This is a genomic window from Klebsiella grimontii, assembly GCF_900200035.1.
Taxonomy (GTDB): Bacteria; Pseudomonadota; Gammaproteobacteria; order Enterobacterales; family Enterobacteriaceae; genus Klebsiella; species Klebsiella grimontii.
Genome location: NZ_FZTC01000017.1, coordinates 122,484 through 142,484, shown reverse-complemented (window position 1 = coordinate 142,484; position 20,001 = coordinate 122,484). Strand labels below are relative to the sequence as shown.

The window sequence follows — 20,001 nt, the reverse complement described above, 5'->3', positions numbered from 1 at the left end:
GAAGCTTTGTTTTTTCACAAACGATTTAACACAGCATTTACACGAAATGCTTCCGGGACCAAACTTCATTTTGTTATAGGTTGCACTCTCTCACGTTTTTAGCGGTTGCACCACGCAAAAGTGTTAAGTGACGCATAGAAATACCTTATTAGACAGGGGATAAATATCTGCTATTTTCGTCATTATTTTTAACAATCCCGGCGTTTTACTACCTGCCACACAATTCTCAATTAACAAGGTTGCACAAAGTTGCAACATGGTAGATATTTCTACGCAACCTCATCTTGGCACGAAGACGTTCTATTACAGGAGTTCCTGACATGGGCACCACCACCATGGGTGTAAAACTTGACGACGCGACGCGTGAACGTATTAAATCCGCGGCGAGCCGTATTGACCGCACGCCGCACTGGCTGATTAAACAGGCCATTTTCAACTATCTGGAAAAGCTGGAAAACGACGAGACGCTGCCGGAGCTGCCGGCGCTGCTGTCCGGCGCGGCCAACGAAAGCGATGAGGCCGGTAACCCGGCTGACGAACCTTATCAGCCCTTCCTCGATTTCGCCGAGCAGATCCTGCCGCAGTCCGTTTCCCGCGCGTCGATCACCGCCGCCTGGCGCTGGGCCGAAACCGACGCCGTACCGATGCTGCTGGAGCAGGCTCGCCTGCCGCAGACTCTCGGCGAACAGGCGCACAAGCTCGCGTATCAGCTGGCGGAAAAGCTGCGCAATCAGAAAACCGCCAGCGGCCGCGCCGGAATGGTGCAAAGCCTGCTGCAGGAGTTCTCGCTCTCCTCACAGGAGGGCGTGGCGCTGATGTGCCTGGCGGAAGCGCTGCTGCGCATTCCGGACAAAGCCACCCGCGACGCCCTGATCCGCGACAAAATCAGCAACGGCAACTGGCAGTCGCATATCGGCCGCAGCCCGTCGCTGTTCGTCAACGCCGCCACCTGGGGGCTGCTGTTTACCGGCAAGCTGGTCTCGACCCATAACGAAACCAGCCTGTCGCGTTCGCTGAACCGCATTATCGGCAAGAGCGGCGAGCCGCTGATTCGTAAAGGCGTCGATATGGCGATGCGCCTGATGGGCGAGCAGTTCGTCACCGGCGAAACCATCGCCGAAGCGCTGGCCAACGCCCGCAAGCTGGAAGACAAAGGCTTCCGCTACTCCTACGATATGCTCGGCGAAGCGGCGCTGACCGCCGACGATGCCCAGGCCTATATGGTCTCCTACCAGCAGGCGATCCACGCCATCGGCAAAGCCTCCAACGGACGGGGCATTTATGAAGGACCGGGCATTTCGATTAAGCTCTCCGCGCTGCACCCGCGCTACAGCCGCGCCCAGTACGACCGCGCGATGGAAGAGCTTTACCCGCGCCTCAAGTCGCTGACCCTGCTGGCGCGCCAGTACGATATCGGCATCAACATTGACGCCGAAGAGGCCGATCGGCTGGAGATCTCTCTCGATCTGCTGGAAAAACTCTGCTTTGAGCCGGAGCTGGCGGGCTGGAACGGGATTGGCTTTGTCATTCAGGCCTACCAGAAACGCTGCCCGTTCGTGATTGACTACCTGATCGACCTCGCCACCCGCAGCCGCCGTCGCCTGATGATTCGTCTGGTAAAAGGCGCCTACTGGGACAGCGAAATCAAACGCGCGCAGATGGATGGCCTCGAAGGCTATCCGGTCTATACCCGCAAGGTCTACACCGACGTCTCCTATCTGGCCTGCGCGAAAAAGCTGCTGGCGGTGCCGAACCTGATCTACCCGCAGTTCGCGACCCATAACGCCCACACCCTGGCGGCGATTTATCAGCTGGCCGGGCAGAACTACTACCCTGGACAGTACGAATTCCAGTGCCTGCACGGCATGGGCGAGCCGCTGTACGAGCAGGTCACCGGTAAGGTCGCCGATGGCAAACTGAACCGCCCGTGCCGTATTTACGCGCCGGTTGGCACCCACGAAACGCTGCTGGCGTATCTGGTGCGCCGTCTGCTGGAGAATGGCGCCAACACCTCGTTTGTTAACCGGATCGCCGACAGCACCCTGCCGCTGGACGAGCTGGTTGCCGACCCGGTCGCCGCGGTGGAAAAACTGGCCCAGCAGGAAGGTCAGGTGGGCCTGCCACACCCGAAAATCCCGCTGCCGCGCGATCTCTACGGCAAGGGGCGCAGTAACTCAGCTGGCCTGGATCTGGCCAATGAGCATCGTCTGGCCTCCCTCTCCTCCTCGTTATTAAACAGCGCGCTGCACAAATGGCAGGCGCTGCCGATGCTGGAGCACCCGGTGGCCGAAGGCGAAATGCAGCCAGTCATCAACCCGGCGGAGCCAAAAGATATCGTCGGCTACGTGCGCGAAGCCAGCGATGACGAAGTTCAGCAGGCGCTGACCAGCGCGGTTAACAACGCGCCAATCTGGTTCGCCACCCCGCCGCAGGAGCGCGCAGCGATCCTCGAACGCGCCGCGGTGCTGATGGAAGGCCAGATGCCGACCCTGATGGGCATCCTGGTACGCGAAGCGGGGAAAACCTTCAGCAACGCGATTGCCGAAGTGCGCGAAGCGGTGGATTTCCTCCACTATTATGCCGGCCAGGTGCGCAACGATTTTGACAACGAAACCCATCGCCCGCTGGGCCCGGTCGTCTGTATCAGCCCGTGGAACTTCCCGCTGGCGATCTTTAGCGGACAAATTGCCGCCGCGCTGGCGGCAGGCAATACCGTGCTGGCAAAACCGGCCGAGCAGACGCCGCTGATCGCCGCTCAGGGCGTGGCGATCCTGCTGGAAGCGGGCGTGCCGCCGGGCGTTATTCAACTGCTGCCGGGCCGCGGGGAAACCGTCGGCGCCGCGCTGACTTCCGACGAGCGCGTACGCGGCGTGATGTTCACCGGCTCAACCGAAGTCGCCACCCTATTGCAGCGCAATATCGCCAGCCGCCTGGACGCTCAGGGCCGCCCGACGCCGCTGATCGCCGAAACTGGCGGCATGAACGCGATGATCGTTGACTCTTCAGCATTAACCGAACAGGTGGTGATCGACGTTCTCGCCTCGGCGTTCGACAGCGCCGGACAGCGTTGCTCCGCCCTGCGCGTACTCTGCCTGCAGGATGATATCGCCGACCATACGCTGACCATGTTGCGCGGCGCGATGGCCGAGTGCCGGATGGGCAACCCGGGGCGTCTGACCACCGATATCGGGCCGGTGATTGACGCCGAAGCCAAAGAGAATATCGAGCGCCACATCCAGACGCTGCGCGCCAAAGGGCGCAAAGTCTTCCAGGCGGTGCGCGAAAACGGCGAAGATTCCCGCGAGTGGGCCAGCGGTACTTTCGTTCCGCCAACGCTCATTGAGCTCGACAGCTTCGACGAGCTGAAAAAAGAGGTCTTCGGCCCGGTGCTGCACGTGGTGCGCTATAACCGCAACGAGCTGGAGGGGCTGGTCGAACAGATCAACGCCTCCGGCTACGGCCTGACCCTCGGCGTACATACCCGTATTGACGAAACCATCGCTCAGGTCACCGGCAGCGCCAACGTCGGCAACCTGTACGTCAACCGCAATATGGTCGGCGCCGTGGTCGGCGTGCAGCCGTTCGGCGGCGAGGGCCTGTCGGGTACCGGTCCAAAAGCCGGCGGCCCGTTGTATCTGTACCGACTGCTTTCCAGCCGCCCGCAGAACGCCGTCGGGATCACCCTCGCCCGTCAGGACGCGGAGTACCCGCTGGACGCGCAGCTGAAGACGCTACTGGAAAAACCGCTGGTCGCTTTACAGCAGTGGGCGGCGGATCGCCCGGAACTGCAGGCCCTGTGCCAGCAGTTCTGCGAGCAGGCACAGGCCGGAACCCAGCGTCTGCTGCCCGGGCCAACCGGCGAGCGCAACACCCTGACCTTTATGCCGCGCGACCGGGTGCTGTGCGTGGCCGATAACGAGCAGGACGCGCTCACCCAGCTGGCGGGCGTGACCGCCGTTGGCTGCGAAGTGCTGTGGCCGGACGCCCCTCTGCAGCGCGAGCTGGCGAAAAAGCTGCCGCGCGAGGTCAGCGAGCGGATCCACTTCGCCAAAGCGGAAACCCTGACGACCGAGCCTTTCGATGCGGTTATCTACCACGGCGATTCCGATCAGCTGCGGGAGCTGTGCGAACAGGTGGCGGCGCGCGATGGCGCGATCGTTTCGGTGCAGGGCTTCGCCCGCGGCGAGAGCAATCTGCTGCTGGAGCGCCTCTATATTGAACGTTCGCTCAGCGTCAATACCGCCGCGGCCGGCGGCAACGCCAGCCTGATGACGATTGGCTAAGACCGCCCCCCGGGTCGCGGCTAACGCCTTACCCGGGCTACCCAAACGCAGGCCGCGCGTACCCGTAGCCCGGGCAAGGCGCTCTGCGCCGCCCCCGGGAAAACGGACGGCACAACGTCAGCTAATGACACCAGGCGCAGGCTGTGGTTAATTAAGGCTCCCGGACGGGAGCTTTTTTTTATGGGAGTTGACCAATGAAACGCACTTTACTCGCTTTTGCCGCGCTGCTGGCAAGCACCCATGCGCTGGCGGACGAATGCAGCAACGCCAGCAATCAAACGGAAATGAACCAGTGCACCGCCGAGCAGTACCAGGCTGACGACAAAAAATTAAATGAAACGTATCAGGAAGCGCTGAAGCGCGCCTCCGGCAAGCAGCAGGAATTGCTGAAAAAAGCGCAGCTGTCGTGGATTGCCCTGCGCGACGCCGACTGTCAGTTCCTCGCCTCCGGCGCTGAGGGCGGCAGCGTACAGCCGATGCTGATCAACCAGTGCATGTCCGATAAAACCGTCGAGCGCGAGTCGTTCCTCGCCTCGCTGCTGCAGTGCGAGGATGGCGATCAGAGCTGCCCGCTGCCGCCCGCCAATTAACGCACGCGGATCCCTTCAATAATCATCCGCTGGACGTTATCGACGGTTTGCTGAAAAAACGCCTCATCGCGCAGCGTCGCGCCGGTTACCGCCTCAACCTGAGTGGCGAAATCGGCGTAATGCTGTGTGGTCGCCCAGATCATAAAGATCAGATGCTGCGGGTCAACCGGCGCCAGCCTGCCGCTCTCGACCCAGCCGGAAATAATCGCCGACTTTTCATCCACCAGCGCTTTCAGATCGCCGGTCAGTTCACCCATCAGCAGCGGTGCGCCCTGCAGCATCTCCAGGCAGAACAGCCTTGACGCCTGCGGGTGATCGCGGGACACCTCCAGCTTGAGGCGAATATATTCGCCGATAGCCACCAGCGGGCTGATATCTTCGCGAAAGGCCTTCAGCGGCGCCAGCCAGATAGCCAGAATCTGCTGCAGCACGGCAATATACAGCGCCTCTTTCGACGGGTAGTAGTAGAGCAGGTTCGTTTTTGATACCCCGGCCAGCTCGGCGACCTGCTCAAGCCGCGTACCGTGGATACCAAACTGCGAGAACGCGTCCAGCGCGGCGGCCAGGATCGCCTCTTTTTTCGCGCTCACCGCCAGTGAACGTTTGCCGATCTTTTTCACGCTGCCCTGTGCCATTCATCATCTCCTTCTTTTCACGCCATCAGCATAGCAAAAGCCCAGCGCCGACACGACTCTCTGCACCCTGATTGCGCACGACTGCGGTTTTTTCGTGCACCGATTTTGACCATTCAGTCCACATTTATTGCTGCTATTTTCGGCAACCATCCAGTAACACCCTAATAACATTAACCTTTGTAAAACTGGCATCGCCTTTGCTTTATCTTTCAGGCGAGGTGATTGAGGGAGATGCAGGATGCAGCGCCGCGCGCCTTCTTGTTCAACGACATGCAGAGAGGTAGGTATGAAAATTGGTGTCTTCGTTCCGATTGGTAATAACGGCTGGCTGATTTCCACCCATGCTCCCCAGTACATGCCAACGTTTGAGCTGAATAAGGCCATCGTGCAAAAAGCCGAACACTACGGCTTCGATTTCGCGCTGTCGATGATTAAACTGCGCGGCTTCGGCGGCAAGACCGAATTCTGGGATCATAATCTGGAGTCCTTCACCCTGATGGCCGGACTGGCGGCCGTCACTTCGCGCATTCAGATCTACGCCACCGCCGCTACGCTGACGCTGCCCCCGGCGATCGTCGCCCGCATGGCCTCGACCATCGACTCCATTTCCGGCGGCCGCTTTGGCGTCAATCTGGTGACCGGTTGGCAAAAACCGGAATACGAGCAGATGGGCATGTGGCCGGGCGACGACTACTTCGCCAGCCGCTACGACTATCTCACCGAATATGTCCAGGTGCTGCGCGACCTGTGGGGAACCGGACGCAGCGACTTTAAAGGCGACTACTTCACCATGAACGACTGTCGCGTCAGCCCGCAGCCGTCGCAGCCGATGAAAGTGATCTGCGCCGGGCAAAGCGACGCCGGTATGGCGTTCTCCGCCCAGCACGCGGACTACAACTTCTGCTTCGGCAAAGGGGTCAATACCCCTGCCGCCTTCGCCCCCACCGCCGCGCGCATGATGCAGGCGGCGGAAAAAACCGGCCGCGACGTCGGCTCCTACGTCCTGTTTATGGTGATCGCCGACGAGACCGACGAGGCGGCCCGCGCCAAATGGGAACATTACAAAGCCGGCGCCGATGACGAGGCGCTGGCGTGGCTTACCGAACAGAGCCAGAAAGACACCCGCTCCGGCAGCGATACCAACGTGCGCCAGATGGCCGACCCCACCTCGGCTGTCAACATCAATATGGGTACCCTTGTCGGCTCTTACGCCAGCGTCGCCCGCATGCTCGACGAAGTGGCGGCGGTTCCCGGCACCGACGGCGTGCTGCTGACGTTTGATGATTTCCTGATCGGAATCGAAGCCTTTGGTCAGCGTATTCAGCCGCTGATGCGCTGCCGCGACCATATCGCCACCATGACTCAAGAGGTTGCCTGATGATTACCCTACCCGCTCGCCCGGAATCCCTGACCTTCGCGCCGCAGCAGAGCGCGCTGATCGTCGTCGATATGCAGAACGCCTACGCCAGCCAGGGCGGCTATCTCGACCTCGCCGGATTTGACGTTTCCGCCACCCGACCGGTTATCGACAATATCAACCTCGCCGTGGCCGCCGCGCGCGCCGCCGGGATGCTGATTATCTGGTTCCAGAACGGCTGGGACGACCAGTACGTAGAAGCAGGCGGCCCCGGCTCGCCGAATTTTCATAAATCCAACGCGCTGAAAACCATGCGTAAGAACCCGGAGCTGCAGGGCAAGCTGCTGGCGAAAGGCGGCTGGGACTACCAGCTGGTCGATCAGCTGAAACCGCTGCCCGGCGATATCGTGTTGCCAAAACCGCGTTACAGCGGCTTCTTTAACACCGCGCTCGACAGCATCCTGCGCAGCCGCGGCATCCGCCATCTGGTGTTTACCGGTATCGCCACCAACGTCTGCGTGGAATCAACCCTGCGCGACGGCTTCTTCCTCGAATATTTCGGCATCGTACTGGAGGACGCCACCCATCAGGCCGGTCCGGCGTTTGCCCAGCAGGCGGCGCTGTTCAATATTGAAACCTTCTTTGGCTGGGTCAGCGATGTCGCCAGCTTCTGTACCGCCCTTGAGCCCGCCGCGCCGCACGCCTTTACCGAGGAGAAACGTTATGCCTAAACAGGTGATTATTCCGCCAGGCACCACCACGCCTATCGCGCCGTTTGTCCCCGGTACGCTGGCCGATGGCGTGGTTTACGTCTCCGGCACCCTGCCGTTCGATAAGCAAAACAACGTGGTGTATATCGGCGACCCAAAGGCGCAAACCCGCCACGTGCTGGAAACCATCAAGAGCGTTATCGAGACGGCGGGGGGCAGTATGGAGGATGTGACCTTCAACAGCATTTTTATCACCGACTGGAAAAACTACGCCGCGATTAATGAGGTCTACGCGGAGTTCTTCCCCGGCGACAAACCGGCGCGTTTCTGCATACAGTGCGGGCTGGTGAAGCCCGATGCGCTGGTGGAGATCGCCACCGTCGCCCATATCGGGAAACCGGCATGATGAAGCTGAACATCTCCCCGGCGCCTTATCCGGGCGCGCCGGCGGTGGTTCTGAGCGCCGGGCTCGGCGGCGCGGGCGGCTACTGGCTACCGCAGCGGGCGGCGCTCGAACCGCACTATCAGCTGGTGAGCTATGACCATAACGGCACCGGCGAAAACGGCGGCCCGCTGCCGACAGGCTACAGCATGGCCGCCATGGCGCAGGAGCTTTACGCGGCGCTGCAGGCGGCAGGGATTGAGCGTTTTGCGCTGGTCGGCCACGCCCTGGGCGCGCTGATTGGCCTACAGCTGGCGCTGGATTATCCCGCAGCGGTAAGCGCCCTGGTGCTGGTAAACGGCTGGCTGACGCTCTCCCCGCATACCCGCCGCTGCTTCCTGGTGCGCGAACGCCTGCTGCACGCGGGCGGCGCGCAGGCATGGGTGGAGGCGCAGCCGCTGTTCCTCTACCCGGCGGAGTGGATGGCCTCGCGCCTGCCGCGGCTGGAGGCCGAAGACGCGCTCGCCATCAGTCATTTCCAGGGCAAAGAGAATCTATTGAAAAGGCTGAACGCCCTCAAGCAGGCCGACTTTTCACGCCGGGCGGCAGCGATAACCTGTCCGACGCTGATCATCAGCGCCGCTGACGATCTGCTGGTCCCGGCCTCCTGCTCCCGGGTGCTGCAGGCGGCAATCCCCGGCAGCCAGCTGGCGGAAATGGCCTGGGGCGGCCACGCCTGCAACGTCACCGATACCGCCGCCTTTAACCCTATTTTATGCGACGGGCTTGCCGCGATGCTGCCCGTCCCCCAGGAGAACCTATGAGCGAAGCCATTAGCCCGGCCGCCTGCGCCGCGCTGTTTACCGAGGCCCGAACCCACAACGGCTGGCTGGATAAGCCGGTCAGCGACGAGCAGCTGCGTGAAATCTACGACTTGCTGAAAATGGGGCCGACCTCCGCCAACTGCTCCCCGGCGCGCATCGTCTTCGTGCGCACGGCGGAAGGCAAAACGAAGCTGCGCCCGGCTCTGTCGAGCGGCAATGTCGAGAAAACCATGCAGGCGCCGGCCACCGCTATCGTCGCCTGGGACCGCGCATTTTACGATCGGCTGCCGGAGCTGTTCCCCCACGGCGACGCCCGCAGCTGGTTTACCTCCAGCCCGCAGATGGCGGAGGAGACCGCTTTTCGCAATAGCTCACTGCAGGCGGCATACCTGATTTTCGCCTGCCGCGCGCTGGGCCTGGACACCGGCCCGATGTCGGGCTTTGACCGCGAAATGGTCGATGCGGCGTTTTTTGCCGACGGCGGCTGGAAAAGCAACCTGCTGATCAATATCGGCTACGGCGATCCCGGCAAGCTGTACGGCCGCCTGCCGCGTCTGCCTTTTGATGATGCCTGCCAGCTGGCATAAGGAGCCCGTATGTCTATTGCCGATAAACAAAGCTTTCGCGACGCCATGGCCCACGTCGGGGCGGCGGTGAACATTATCACCACCGATGGTCCGGCAGGCCGCGCCGGCTTTACCGCCAGCGCCGTCTGCAGCGTCACCGACGCGCCGCCCACGCTGCTGGTCTGCCTGAATCGCTCCGCCTCGGTGTGGCCGATCTTCAGCCAGCACCAGGCGCTGTGCGTCAACACCCTGGCGGCCGGCCAGGAAGAACTCTCGAACGTTTTCGGCGGTAAAACGCCGATGGCGGAGCGCTTCGCCGCCGCCGACTGGCAAACCGGCGCGACCGGCTGCCCGCGTCTGGAAGCGGCGCTGGTCAGCTTCGACTGCCGTATCAGCCAGATCGTCAGCGTCGGGACTCACGATATTCTGTTTTGCGAAGTGGCGGCGATTGTACGCCATCCGGAACCGCGCGGACTGATGTGGTTCGACCGCGGCTACCACACGCTGATGCGTCCAGCCTGTTAACCTTAAACCCAGGATCTCATCATGGCTCTCTTCGATTTTCCTCGCTGGCAGTTAACCTCCCCCTCCGCCGCCTCCGACGTCGTGGCCCCCGATGAACGGCTGTCGGTCGGGCAAACCGTGGTGATGGGCGTTCAGCACGCGGTGGCGATGTTTGGCGCGACCGTTCTGATGCCAATCCTGATGGGGCTGGATCCCAATCTGTCGATCCTGATGTCCGGCGTCGGCACCCTGCTGTTCTTTTTGGTTACCGGCGGGCGCGTGCCGAGCTACCTGGGCTCCAGCGCCGCCTTCGTCGGCGTGGTGATCGCCGTCACCGGCTTCAACGGCCAGGGGCTTAACCCGCACCTCAGCGTCGCGCTGGGCGGGATTATTCTCTGCGGGCTGGTTTATACCCTGATTGGCCTGGTGGTGATGAAAATCGGCACCCGCTGGATCGAGCGGCTGATGCCGCCGGTAGTTACCGGCGCGGTGGTCATGGCGATCGGCCTTAACCTCGCGCCAATCGCGGTGCGCAGCGTATCAGCGACGCCGTTCGACGGCTGGATGGCGGTGCTGACGGTGCTGTGCATCGGTCTGGTGGCGGTGTTTACCCGCGGAATGCTGCAGCGCCTGCTGATCCTCGTCGGGCTGATTATCGCCTGCGCGCTGTACGCGCTGCTGGCCAACGGCCTCGGGCTGGGCAAACCGCTGGATTTTAGCCTGCTTGCGCAGGCGGCGTGGTTTGGCTTGCCGCAGATAACCGCCCCGACCTTTAACGGCCAGGCAATGATGCTGATCGCCCCCGTGGCGGTGATTCTGGTGGCGGAAAATCTCGGTCACCTGAAGGCGGTGGCCGGGATGACCGGACGCAATATGGACCCGTACATGGGGCGGGCGTTCGTCGGCGACGGGCTGGCCACGATGCTCTCCGGCTCGGTCGGCGGCAGCGGGGTGACCACCTACGCGGAGAATATCGGCGTGATGGCGGTCACCAAAGTGTACTCAACGCTGGTGTTCGTCGCGGCGGCGCTGATTGCGATGCTGCTTGGATTTTCACCGAAATTCGGCGCGCTGATCCATACCATTCCGGGACCGGTGATCGGCGGCGCATCGATTGTGGTGTTCGGCCTGATTGCCGTCGCGGGCGCGCGGATTTGGGTGCAGAACCGCGTGGATTTGAGCCAGAACGCGAATCTGATTATGGTGGCGGTGACGCTGGTGCTGGGGGCGGGCGATTTCGCGCTTTCTCTCGGCGGCTTCACCCTCGGCGGGATCGGTACGGCCACCTTCGGCGCAATTCTGCTGCACGCTCTGCTTAACCGCCATCCGCGTGAAGCCGGGCAAACTAACGTCACCCCAGTATGAAAGCGTGCGCCGCTACGGAAGCTGCGTTGCTTCCCGGAGGCGGCGCTTTACGCGCCTTGTCCGGGCTACCGGTCCGCAGGCAACGGTAAACCCGTAGCCCGGTTAAGGCGTTTACGCCGCGAGCCGGGAGTTCCTCCCGCTCAGCGGCAGCGGCAAAGAGACAAAAAAAACCGCCGACGTAACGTCGGCGGCGAGGGCGATGGGGTCGGGCCCGGGAGATTAACCCCCATCAGCAAACAATCAGGGGACGCTAGCTTTCGCGGCTACCATGACTGTTTTTACCCCCTTTCTTACCCGCTTCGGATGCGCGTTGAGGATCGTTTTTAAAGTTCCCCCCGCTGTGCTGGCCACCTTTACGACCTGCTTCTGATGCTCTTTCACGGTCTTCGGCAAAGTTGCCGGCGCCGCCACGATGGTTTGCCATTACTGACCTCCATTTAGGTTAGACATCATGCTGCATTAGGTGAAACACGAGGCTTTAGCCTCCGCGATACGGGTTGCGTATCACGTGCTTTTAAGGTTAGCGAAGGAAAGCCGTGCCGGATGGATATCGTCACATCCTGAAATAGATTTTGTATAAGAACTGCCGCTATTACGCCGGACGCGCGCTAAGCGGCTCTTATGACAGCCTAAAATGGCGCCACTAAAGATGTATCTTTTTGCAACAGCCCTCATTTTTTGCAATTTTGTTATAAATCAAATAAATGATTGTTGCATTTGCACTCTTCGCCACAGGTCTTATCTTTAAAGATAGCCAGTCGACTGGCTGGCTCATAACGCAACCGAGGAGTGATGCAAATGGCTAAGATTCTGGTGCTTTATTATTCTATGTACGGACACATCGAGACCATGGCGCATGCCGTCGCCGAAGGGGCAAACAAGGTGGATGGCGTTGAAGTGGTCGTGAAGCGCGTGCCGGAAACCATGCAGGCAGAGGTTTTTGCCAAAGCAGGCGGGAAAACGCAAAACGCGCCCGTCGCCACGCCGCAGGAGCTGGCGGAGTACGACGCCATCATCTTTGGTACCCCTACCCGTTTCGGCAATATGTCCGGACAGATGCGCACCTTCCTCGATCAGACCGGCGGTCTGTGGGCATCCGGGGCGCTGTACGGCAAGCTGGCCAGCGTGTTTAGCTCGACCGGCACCGGCGGCGGCCAGGAACAAACCATTACCTCAACCTGGACCACCCTTGCCCACCACGGGATGATTATTGTGCCGATCGGCTACGGCGCCCAGGAGCTATTTGATGTCTCGCAGGTTCGCGGCGGTACGCCTTACGGCGCCACCACCATTGCCGGCGGCGACGGCTCGCGTCAGCCGAGCGAAGAGGAGCTGGCGATTGCCCGCTATCAGGGAGAGCACGTTGCGGGCCTGGCAGTAAAACTACACGGTTAATCTTCAGCAGGAGGAAAGCATGCCGAATCAAGAAGCAAAGGCCCACCGCGTTGGTGAATGGGCAAGTCTGCGCAATACGTCTCCTGAAATTGCCGAGGCGATTTTTGAATTAGCCCATTACGATGAAAAGCTGGCGGAGAAAATCTGGGAGGAAGGCAGCGATGAAGTCCTGCCCCTCGCCTTCGCCAAAACGGATAAAGACTCCCTGTTCTGGGGCGAACAAACTATCGAACGCAAAAACGTGTAGCCCGGACAGGTACGCAATACCGCCTCCGGGAGTTCTTGCATGAGCTTCCCGGGGGCGGCGCAGAGCGACTTGCTCGGGCTACATCAGCGGAGCGCCTGCGCCCGCCATAACCGAAAACCCGGATTGCTCCGGGTTTTTTATGCTCTGTTATTTTGTCGCCTCGGCCATCACTTTTTTGAAGGTGTCCATCGGGCAGAAGCCGTTATCATCGACCGGACAGCCGTTCAGCGCCAGCGTCACCCGCTGCGGCGGCGACTGCAGGGTTAACGCATCGGCATTGCGCAACTGCTCGGTGCTTTGATAGACGTACTCAATCTTCATCAAATCACGATTGCCGCCGTTATCATGCCAGCGCTGGAACACCAGCTTGCCGCCGATAGGCGTGCGCTCATATTGGTTATGCAGCTGATAGGGTTTAAAATCCAGCGCCGTCAGCAGCGAAGCGATGTTGGAGTCGTGTCCCACCAGCAGCGTCACTTTCGCCGCCTTCGCCGCATCGCCCACCAGCGCGTTGTCAATATATTTCACCAGCGGCTTAGCCACGTTGCGCGCCACTTCAGGGGAAGTAAACAGGCTATCCTGATAGCCGTTTTTCAACTTCGACAGCACCTGCCACTGCTTATCGGTTTTGATTTCGCCCCAGGCGACCTGGTCTTTCGGGAACCCCTCGTAATACTGCAGCGTAAAGGCGTCAACCAGCGAGTTACCGACCTTAAGCGGCCCGGAAACGCCCGGCTCCTGCTGATATTTGGCGCTAAAGGTATCCTTCCCTTCGCTCAGCGAGCACTGCTGCTTCTCTTTACAGGACGGAGAATTGCGGTAGTCGGTTATCGCCTCCAGCAGCTTATAGCTTTCGCCCAGCTGCATCCCCTGCCGCTCTTTCTCCATCGCCTGTACCGCCTTTTCGCTGAAGGCGGCAGAATCGTCGACGATCACCGGATTAAACGTTGGGTCCATGGTGCCCATTTTTTCCTGATGGTGCACCGTCACCCCGCAGCCGGGAAACGCGCCGGTAATAAAGAACTGCGCGGTCGCGACGGTGCGCTGCAGGCTATTGGCATAGGCGTAGACCGCGTTCTCCGGCGGGCATTCGCCGCTGGTCACCAGCCCCTGCTGCGCCAGCCATTCACGCATATAGTGCCCCATATAGACTTCCAGCACCCCGCCCTTGGTCGTCAGCTGGCCGCCGGGAACATCCCACTCCGGCCAGGACTTCGGCGTGGATTGCTCCAGCACGCTGCCGTTGTTCGCCAGCGGCGCGCGCAGGTTATGGCGGCTCATGATCAGCACCTGCTGAAGCTGATACCCTTCCGGTGCGGCCTGTTCCTGCGCCTGGACGCCAGCGGACAGTAAGACAACGCCGGCCACGGCGGCGGCGAGTAGACTTTTTCTCATCCCTTAACCCTCAGTCAGTGATTATCATCGCCTTAATTGTGACAAATTTATGACATTTTTCCGGGCAATGGCTCGCAAAGTGCGGAAAGAAATACGCTTTCCGCCGTGACGCAGGAAGAGTGAAATCAGAGGGATGGCGTTACTCCGGCAGCGGCACCGCCGCGAGGGTGCAGATAGCTTCATGCTTGCCGCCGCGATGGTCGACGATCAGCACTTTATCGCCGGCTTTTTTACCTTCGCAGGGTTTTAAAACCTGATCGACAATACGTTCGCGAATTGACGGGTTCCCGGGATCGGCCAGGCTATTGAACGACGTCAGAACCAGCAGCGGCCCAACAACAGCGATGATTTGCTTATTAAACATTTGTGACTCTCACCCCTTATTTAGCGGGCCAAGGGTAGCAGCCCGTCGCGCTCTCGTCTGTAAATTCGCTTAAACGAGTGTTACTCGTTCATTTTTTCACCATCATCGCGCTTTACTCTTCACATTTATTCATGTAAATAATAATTTCAGTGCATTGCTGGCAGTCTATTCTCGTCTGATTCATCGGGTCATCTTTAAGAAATATCCCGATGCTATTATCCCGATATCACGGTATTTTTTCTTCATGTTAAACATAACATTAGGTTAATCTATGTCAGGTATCCTGCTCTTTATCGTCGCGGTGGTTTTGCTGGGAGTAGCCATCTACAGCCTGGTCTCCTATGTCAAGGATCGGCGCTCCGCACAGCTGCCAACTCATAAGAAAAAGAAATAATTCATCCTCACTATTCTTACCTTCTGCCCCTGCTATTTCTCCCCGACCGCCTGATTTCAAACGAGAATGACAAAAAGAAGGCAGGCTCGCCGGCCTGCCTTTATGTCTGAACTAAAAAATCGTTACGATTCCCAGGCCTGTTCCGCTTTAGCCCCGTCAAACTGCGGCGGCGGCTTACGGAAGCGGCGGGTCAGATAAGTCAGATACAGCAAACCCAGGCCCGCCCATATCAGACCGAGCGTCAGCGAGGTCGCCTCCAGGTTAATCCACAGAACGCCCACCGTCAGCGCGCCGACCATCGGCAGCAGCAGATAGTGAAAGCGATCTTTCCAGGTTTTGTTAAAGCCCTTCCGCCGCCAGAAGTGATTAAACACCGACAGGTTAACGAAGGTGAACGCCACCAGCGCGCCAAAGTTAATCAACGCCGTGGCGGTGACCAGGTCGAAGAACAGCGCCGACAGCGCGACGATGCCCACCATGATCACGTTCAGCGCCGGAGTCCGCCATTTTGGATGGACATAGCCGAAAATGCGCTCCGGGAAAACGTTATCGCGGCCCATGACGTACAGCAGGCGCGAAACGCTGGCGTGTGAGGCCAGGCCTGACGCCAGGGTATTCACAAAGGTGGTGCACAGGAAAATCGACTGGAACAGCTTGCCGCCGACGTAGAGGGCGATCTCCGGCAGCGCCGCATCCGGGTCTTTAAAACGGCTAATGTCGGGGAAAAAGAGCTGCATAAAGAACGAGGCGGCAATAAAAATCACCCCGCCGTAGACCGCGGTCAGGAAGATAGCTTTCGGGATCACCCGCGCGGCGTCCGGCGTCTCTTCGGAGAGGGTCGTCACCGCATCAAAGCCGAGGAACGAAAAGCAGACTATCGTCGCCCCGGTAATAATCGGGATCAGGTGCGCGTTCTGGCTAATAAACGGCTGGAGCGACCAGACGGTACCGACGCCCTCCCCTTTATGCAGCCCCTGCACCACCAGCACGATAAAGACCACCATGATTGAGATCTGCACCAGCACGAACAGGGTATTGAAGTTCGCCACCAGATTGACGCTTTTCAGGTTCGCCGCGGTCAGAATGGCCACAAACGTCACCACCCATACCCAGGGCGGCACGTCCGGAAACAGCGCGGAAAGATAAATCTTGGCCAGCAGAACGTTGATCATCGGCAGGAACAGATAATCCAGCAGCGAAGACCAGCCCACCATAAACCCGACGTGCGGGCTGATCGACTTCTGCGCATAGGTATACGCCGATCCCGCCTGCGGAAACTGGCGTACCAGCTTACCGTAGCTAATGGCGGTAAACAGCACGCCGGCCAGCGCCAGCAGATAGGAGGCCGGAACGTGGCCGTTGCTGATGCCGGAAACGATGCCGAAAGTATCAAAAACCGTCATCGGGGTCAGATAGGCGAGGCCCATCATCACCACCTGCCACAGCTTGAGAGACTTGCGCAGCCGCGGTTTGCCCGCTTCAGAGGCGTTATCGAGAGAGGTGTTAATAGCCATGGCCATTTCCCCCGCTGCACATCCGGGTTTGCGGTCGTAGAGACCGGGAAACCAACCTGCTTCGCAACGGGGTTAATGGCAAATCAAAAGGTAAAAAGAACCGACGAGCGGTGGCGGCGCACTCCATGCGGCCATGACGGCCCCCTTCTCCCTGCGGATATTTAAACATCTGCATCATTTCCTACCTCGTTACACACTGTGTCGTTAACTGAAGCCCCGTTGCCGCCTGCGCTCCTTAACGCGGCATCCGGGAATGGCTGGGCTCCCAGCAAAAACGTCCGACCAGGCTCCGCTCAGGCCGTATGATGCTACTCGTGATAACGCTAAGCTGCCCCCTGCGGGGCGGCAATCAGGCGTTTTTCAACATCCACTCGATTTCGGTTTCCGTGATCAGCCGCTCAAACTGCAGTAATTCGTCGTTTTTACAGGCGTGATAAACGTGGCAGAAACGTTCGCCAAGCCGCTCGCGCAGGTGATCGTTTTGCATAAACTCCCACAGCGCATCGCTCTGGCGAATCGGGAACGGCAGCCCCTCCTGCTCAAGGCCGTTGCCTTCCACCTCTTCCTGTAGCGGCAGCGGATTATCCAGACCGTGGAGGATGCCGGCGAAAATCGCCGCCATCACCAGGTACGGGTTGGCGTCCGCCCCGGCCACGCGATACTCGACGCGGTGGTTGTGCCGATCGCCGCACGGAATGCGCAGCGCCACCGTCCGGTTGTTGTGCCCCCACGACGCCTGGGTCGGCACGTACATTCCCGGCTGGAAACGACGATACGAGTTGACGTTCGGCGCCAGCAGCGCCATCGACGCCGGCATCAGGTCAATCATCCCGGCGAGCGCGCGTTTTAACATCGCGGAATCTTCGCCGTCCGCGTCCGCCAACACGTTCTCGCCTTTGTTGTTCTGCATGCTGATATGGATATGCATCCCGCTACCGGCGTGCTCTTCATAGGGTTTGGCCATAAAAGTGGCGTGCATCTTATGCTTCTCCGCCATCAAACGCACGAGACGTTTTAACGCCAGCGCGTCATCGCAGGCGTCGAGCACGTTATCGGTATGGTGGAGGTTGATTTCAAACTGACCGGGAGAGGCTTCCGCCACCGCGCCGTCCGCCGGGATCAGCTGGAGCTGGGCGATCTCATCGATTTCGTTCAGCACGTCGGCAAAGTGGTTGAGGTTGTCGACGGAGTAAACCTGACTCTGGGTATTGCGATCGCCGGTTCCCGGCGCGCACGGCGGCTGCAGGTAGCCTTCCGCGTCGCGCTTGCGGTCAAGTAAATAGAACTCCAGCTCTACCGCTACCACGGGGAACAGCCCGCGCTGGCGCAGCTGCTGCCAGAGCCGGTTCAGAACGTTCCGCGGCTCAACGTCAAAGGGAGCGCCATCTTCATCAACCATGGTCAGCAGAACCTGACCGATGTATTCCGGGTCCGCCGCTGACGGCGTTAAGGTTCCCAGCACCGGTACGCAGGTGCGATCCGGTTCGCCCATCTCCTGGCCGAGTCCCGCCTCTTCCACCACGTTGCCGAGAATGTCCATCGCGAACACCGAAGCCGGGAAATAGCAGCCCTTCTCCAGTTTGCTCAGGCCGGACACCGGGATCCGCTTACCGCGGAAGCAGCCGTTCAGGTCGGTTAACAGTACATCTACGTATTGCGTATTGGGGTAACGCTCGAGGTAGCGCTTCACTTCCCAGGTGAACGCGCTGACCCGTCTCTCTTCCGACTGCTGAACAAAATTCTCAACTTCTACGATATTGGTTTCCATGATTCACCGCCGTTGTTTTAGTTTCGGACCCTGAATGGCACTGTTAAATATAATGTCCACTCTTCGAATGTGTATGCAAACAAATTGTTTGTCAAATGTTAAATTAAGTTTGCAAAGGGCTATATCCACTGCTAGATTGAGAAAATATTGAACGAAATGGCCGTTTTACCCGCTAATCCGGTCATAATTTAGTCCACTTTGTGAGGGCGATCATGGAAAATATAATGTACAAGCCAGTTATTGGCGTGGTGATGTGTCGAAACAGGCTTAAGGGTCACCAGACCCAGACTCTGCAAGAGAAGTATCTGAACGCGATTGTTAACGCCGGCGGCGTGCCGATTGCCCTGCCGCACGCGCTGGCGGAGCCGGAACTGCTTTCCGCGCTACTGCCAAAACTGGATGGCATTTATCTGCCCGGCAGCCCGAGCAACGTACAGCCGCACCTCTATGGTGAAAACGGCGATGAGCCTGACGCCGATCCCGGGCGTGATCTTCTGAGCATGGCGCTGATCGACGCCGCGCTCGAAAGGCGCATCCCCATTTTCGCCATCTGCCGTGGACTACAGGAACTGGTTGTCGCCACCGGCGGGACTCTGTATCGTCGTCTGTTCGAGCAGCCTGAGCTTCTTGAACACCGCGAGGACCCCGAACTTCCCGTCGAGCAGCAATATGCGCCCTCGCATGAAGTTCAGGTTCAGGAAGGAGGATTACTTTCTCAGTTAATACCGGGCTGCAACACGTTTTGGGTAAACTCGTTACACGGACAGGGAGCGAAAACCACGGGTCCACGGCTGCGCGTGGAGGCGCGTTCTCCGGACGGGCTGGCGGAAGCGGTCAGCGTTAACGACCATCCTTTCGCCCTCGGCGTGCAGTGGCATCCTGAATGGAACAGTAGCGAATACGCCCTGTCGCGAATGTTGTTTGAGGGTTTTATCACCGCCTGTCAGAACTATGTCGCCGAAAAACAGCGACTCTGACCACTACCGTTAAGGAAATGCAAATATGAGCGATGACGGACTGGCGCCAGGGAAACGTCTGTCAGAGATCCGCCAACAGCTGGGTCTTTCACAGCGTCGTGCCGCCGAACTGTCTGGGTTAACACATAGTGCCATCAGCACCATAGAACAGGACAAAGTCAGTCCTGCCATCAGTACGCTGCAAAAGCTGCTGAAAGTCTACGGGCTGTCGCTCTCGGAATTCTTTTCTGAACCAGAAAAACCGGCTGAACCCCAGGTGGTTATCAATCAGGACGATCTGATTGAAATCGGCAGTCAGGGGGTGTCGATGAAGCTGGTTCATAATGGCAATCCGAACCGCACGCTGGCGATGATTTTTGAAACGTACCAGCCTGGAACCACAACCGGGGAGAGGATCAAGCATCAGGGTGAGGAGATAGGCACCATACTGGAGGGTGAAGTCGTGCTGACCATTAACGGTCAGGCGTATCACCTGGTGGCTGGGCAAAGCTATGCCATTAACACCGGCATACCGCATAGCTTCAGCAACACCTCGGCGGGTATCTGCCGAATCATTAGCGCCCATACTCCCACCACATTCTGATTTTTTAGCCTGAGGTTTTCTCAGGCTTTCTTCAGGCCTGCGCCGCCGGAGATTCATTCCGGCGGCGCGAAGAAAACGCTAGTTTACCTTGCGCAATGCGGAAAAAGGTATTCCGCTGGCCCCGGATAATTCACGCCCGTTAACGGGC

Annotated in this window: 21 protein-coding genes; 14 read left to right on the top strand and 7 right to left on the bottom strand. The window is 59.4% G+C overall.

What is annotated here, in order from left to right:
* The first annotated feature begins 320 nt into the window (after positions 1 to 320).
* Positions 321 to 4,283, top strand: coding sequence for a trifunctional transcriptional regulator/proline dehydrogenase/L-glutamate gamma-semialdehyde dehydrogenase (putA, locus tag KOSB73_RS13180; RefSeq protein ID WP_098140573.1), 3,963 nt, complete (start codon positions 321 to 323; stop codon positions 4,281 to 4,283).
* Between the two features lie 194 nt (positions 4,284 to 4,477).
* Entirely contained in the window at positions 4,478 to 4,873 is a 396-nt protein-coding gene (locus KOSB73_RS13175; protein ID WP_004849815.1) for a lysozyme inhibitor LprI family protein, read from the top strand.
* Here the strand turns inward: KOSB73_RS13175 and rutR are convergent.
* Positions 4,870 to 5,508, bottom strand: coding sequence for an HTH-type transcriptional regulator RutR (rutR, locus tag KOSB73_RS13170; protein WP_004871292.1), 639 nt, complete (start codon positions 5,506 to 5,508; stop codon positions 4,870 to 4,872). The two genes, KOSB73_RS13175 and rutR, sit on opposite strands and share 4 nt — an antisense overlap.
* 286 nt (positions 5,509 to 5,794) lie before the next feature.
* Between rutR and rutA the strand changes: the two genes are divergently transcribed.
* From rutA to rutG, 7 genes are read left to right on the top strand one after another with little or no spacing between them, the layout of a single operon-like run.
* Positions 5,795 to 6,886 (top strand): pyrimidine utilization protein A, encoded by a 1,092-nt coding sequence (gene rutA / locus KOSB73_RS13165; RefSeq protein WP_004131300.1) that lies wholly within the window; start codon positions 5,795 to 5,797, stop codon positions 6,884 to 6,886.
* A complete protein-coding gene (gene rutB / locus KOSB73_RS13160) occupies positions 6,886 to 7,596 on the top strand; it encodes a pyrimidine utilization protein B (RefSeq protein ID WP_082237308.1) in 711 nt (236 codons plus the stop codon). Before rutA ends, rutB begins: the two co-directional genes overlap by 1 nt.
* Entirely contained in the window at positions 7,589 to 7,981 is a 393-nt protein-coding gene (gene rutC / locus KOSB73_RS13155; protein ID WP_004871301.1) for a pyrimidine utilization protein C, read from the top strand. The genes rutB and rutC overlap by 8 nt, the downstream gene beginning before the upstream one ends.
* Positions 7,978 to 8,781 (top strand): pyrimidine utilization protein D, encoded by an 804-nt coding sequence (gene rutD, locus KOSB73_RS13150; protein WP_024359580.1) that lies wholly within the window; start codon positions 7,978 to 7,980, stop codon positions 8,779 to 8,781. Before rutC ends, rutD begins: the two co-directional genes overlap by 4 nt.
* On the top strand, positions 8,778 to 9,368 hold the full coding sequence (locus KOSB73_RS13145) for a malonic semialdehyde reductase (protein ID WP_024359581.1): 591 nt from the start codon (positions 8,778 to 8,780) through the stop codon (positions 9,366 to 9,368). Before rutD ends, KOSB73_RS13145 begins: the two co-directional genes overlap by 4 nt.
* A gap of 9 nt (positions 9,369 to 9,377) precedes the next feature.
* Positions 9,378 to 9,872: an NADH-dependent FMN reductase RutF gene (gene rutF, locus KOSB73_RS13140; protein ID WP_024359582.1), complete on the top strand. Its 495-nt coding sequence runs from the start codon at positions 9,378 to 9,380 to the stop codon at positions 9,870 to 9,872.
* Positions 9,873 to 9,893: 21 nt separating this feature from the next.
* Positions 9,894 to 11,216 (top strand): pyrimidine utilization transport protein G, encoded by a 1,323-nt coding sequence (gene rutG / locus KOSB73_RS13135; RefSeq protein WP_024359583.1) that lies wholly within the window; start codon positions 9,894 to 9,896, stop codon positions 11,214 to 11,216.
* A 250-nt stretch (positions 11,217 to 11,466) separates the two neighbouring features.
* On the opposite strand, the gene KOSB73_RS13130 is transcribed toward rutG, so the two are convergent.
* Positions 11,467 to 11,640 (bottom strand): con-10 family general stress protein, encoded by a 174-nt coding sequence (locus KOSB73_RS13130; protein ID WP_004131287.1) that lies wholly within the window; start codon positions 11,638 to 11,640, stop codon positions 11,467 to 11,469.
* A gap of 374 nt (positions 11,641 to 12,014) precedes the next feature.
* Between KOSB73_RS13130 and wrbA the strand changes: the two genes are divergently transcribed.
* Positions 12,015 to 12,611 carry an NAD(P)H:quinone oxidoreductase gene (gene wrbA, locus KOSB73_RS13125; RefSeq protein ID WP_004131278.1) on the top strand — a complete coding sequence of 199 codons (597 nt, stop codon included), beginning with the start codon at positions 12,015 to 12,017 and terminating at the stop codon, positions 12,609 to 12,611.
* 19 nt (positions 12,612 to 12,630) lie between these two features.
* The gene (locus KOSB73_RS13120) at positions 12,631 to 12,858 is read left to right on the top strand and encodes a YccJ family protein (protein WP_004131277.1); all 228 of its coding nucleotides are present in this window, start codon (positions 12,631 to 12,633) and stop codon (positions 12,856 to 12,858) included.
* 147 nt (positions 12,859 to 13,005) lie between these two features.
* Here the strand turns inward: KOSB73_RS13120 and agp are convergent, their stop codons facing one another.
* Both agp and KOSB73_RS13110 read right to left on the bottom strand, forming a co-directional pair.
* On the bottom strand, positions 13,006 to 14,253 hold the full coding sequence (agp, locus tag KOSB73_RS13115) for a bifunctional glucose-1-phosphatase/inositol phosphatase (protein ID WP_004131275.1): 1,248 nt from the start codon (positions 14,251 to 14,253) through the stop codon (positions 13,006 to 13,008).
* Between the two features lie 139 nt (positions 14,254 to 14,392).
* On the bottom strand, positions 14,393 to 14,617 hold the full coding sequence (locus tag KOSB73_RS13110; RefSeq protein WP_004871321.1) for a hypothetical protein: 225 nt from the start codon (positions 14,615 to 14,617) through the stop codon (positions 14,393 to 14,395).
* 271 nt (positions 14,618 to 14,888) lie between these two features.
* Here KOSB73_RS13110 and KOSB73_RS13105 point away from each other — a divergent pair, with 271 nt between their 5' ends.
* A complete protein-coding gene (locus KOSB73_RS13105) occupies positions 14,889 to 15,011 on the top strand; it encodes a small membrane protein (protein ID WP_004131271.1) in 123 nt (40 codons plus the stop codon).
* 122 nt (positions 15,012 to 15,133) lie between these two features.
* Here KOSB73_RS13105 and KOSB73_RS13100 read toward each other — a convergent pair whose 3' ends face one another.
* The 3 genes from KOSB73_RS13100 to puuA form a co-directional block, all read right to left on the bottom strand.
* Positions 15,134 to 16,525, bottom strand: a complete 1,392-nt coding sequence (locus KOSB73_RS13100) for an APC family permease (protein WP_004131269.1) — start codon at positions 16,523 to 16,525, stop codon at positions 15,134 to 15,136.
* Entirely contained in the window at positions 16,515 to 16,652 is a 138-nt protein-coding gene (locus KOSB73_RS31495) for a hypothetical protein (protein WP_420799049.1), read from the bottom strand. Before KOSB73_RS31495 ends, KOSB73_RS13100 begins: the two co-directional genes overlap by 11 nt.
* A 222-nt stretch (positions 16,653 to 16,874) precedes the next feature.
* On the bottom strand, positions 16,875 to 18,293 hold the full coding sequence (puuA, locus tag KOSB73_RS13090) for a glutamate-putrescine ligase (RefSeq protein WP_004131267.1): 1,419 nt from the start codon (positions 18,291 to 18,293) through the stop codon (positions 16,875 to 16,877).
* A 224-nt stretch (positions 18,294 to 18,517) separates the two neighbouring features.
* Between puuA and puuD the strand changes: the two genes are divergently transcribed.
* Both puuD and puuR read left to right on the top strand, forming a co-directional pair.
* On the top strand, positions 18,518 to 19,270 hold the full coding sequence (gene puuD / locus KOSB73_RS13085; protein ID WP_162685309.1) for a gamma-glutamyl-gamma-aminobutyrate hydrolase: 753 nt from the start codon (positions 18,518 to 18,520) through the stop codon (positions 19,268 to 19,270).
* A 25-nt stretch (positions 19,271 to 19,295) separates the two neighbouring features.
* A complete protein-coding gene (puuR, locus tag KOSB73_RS13080) occupies positions 19,296 to 19,853 on the top strand; it encodes an HTH-type transcriptional regulator PuuR (RefSeq protein WP_004849766.1) in 558 nt (185 codons plus the stop codon).
* Positions 19,854 to 20,001: the final 148 nt, after the last annotated feature.

Coding starts and splice junctions, on each gene's coding strand:
- puuR (WP_004849766.1), top strand. CDS start 19,296: ATGAGCGATGACGGACTGGCGCCAGGGAAACGTCTGTCAGAGATCCGC.
- wrbA (WP_004131278.1), top strand. CDS start 12,015: ATGGCTAAGATTCTGGTGCTTTATTATTCTATGTACGGACACATCGAG.
- KOSB73_RS13110 (WP_004871321.1), bottom strand. CDS start 14,617: ATGTTTAATAAGCAAATCATCGCTGTTGTTGGGCCGCTGCTGGTTCTG.
- agp (WP_004131275.1), bottom strand. CDS start 14,253: ATGAGAAAAAGTCTACTCGCCGCCGCCGTGGCCGGCGTTGTCTTACTG.
- rutA (WP_004131300.1), top strand. CDS start 5,795: ATGAAAATTGGTGTCTTCGTTCCGATTGGTAATAACGGCTGGCTGATT.
- rutR (WP_004871292.1), bottom strand. CDS start 5,508: ATGGCACAGGGCAGCGTGAAAAAGATCGGCAAACGTTCACTGGCGGTG.
- puuA (WP_004131267.1), bottom strand. CDS start 18,293: ATGGAAACCAATATCGTAGAAGTTGAGAATTTTGTTCAGCAGTCGGAA.
- KOSB73_RS13120 (WP_004131277.1), top strand. CDS start 12,631: ATGCCGAATCAAGAAGCAAAGGCCCACCGCGTTGGTGAATGGGCAAGT.
- KOSB73_RS13105 (WP_004131271.1), top strand. CDS start 14,889: ATGTCAGGTATCCTGCTCTTTATCGTCGCGGTGGTTTTGCTGGGAGTA.
- rutC (WP_004871301.1), top strand. CDS start 7,589: ATGCCTAAACAGGTGATTATTCCGCCAGGCACCACCACGCCTATCGCG.
- putA (WP_098140573.1), top strand. CDS start 321: ATGGGCACCACCACCATGGGTGTAAAACTTGACGACGCGACGCGTGAA.
- KOSB73_RS13145 (WP_024359581.1), top strand. CDS start 8,778: ATGAGCGAAGCCATTAGCCCGGCCGCCTGCGCCGCGCTGTTTACCGAG.
- KOSB73_RS31495 (WP_420799049.1), bottom strand. CDS start 16,652: ATGGAGTGCGCCGCCACCGCTCGTCGGTTCTTTTTACCTTTTGATTTG.
- KOSB73_RS13130 (WP_004131287.1), bottom strand. CDS start 11,640: ATGGCAAACCATCGTGGCGGCGCCGGCAACTTTGCCGAAGACCGTGAA.
- KOSB73_RS13100 (WP_004131269.1), bottom strand. CDS start 16,525: ATGGCTATTAACACCTCTCTCGATAACGCCTCTGAAGCGGGCAAACCG.
- KOSB73_RS13175 (WP_004849815.1), top strand. CDS start 4,478: ATGAAACGCACTTTACTCGCTTTTGCCGCGCTGCTGGCAAGCACCCAT.
- rutB (WP_082237308.1), top strand. CDS start 6,886: ATGATTACCCTACCCGCTCGCCCGGAATCCCTGACCTTCGCGCCGCAG.
- puuD (WP_162685309.1), top strand. CDS start 18,518: ATGTACAAGCCAGTTATTGGCGTGGTGATGTGTCGAAACAGGCTTAAG.
- rutG (WP_024359583.1), top strand. CDS start 9,894: ATGGCTCTCTTCGATTTTCCTCGCTGGCAGTTAACCTCCCCCTCCGCC.
- rutD (WP_024359580.1), top strand. CDS start 7,978: ATGATGAAGCTGAACATCTCCCCGGCGCCTTATCCGGGCGCGCCGGCG.
- rutF (WP_024359582.1), top strand. CDS start 9,378: ATGTCTATTGCCGATAAACAAAGCTTTCGCGACGCCATGGCCCACGTC.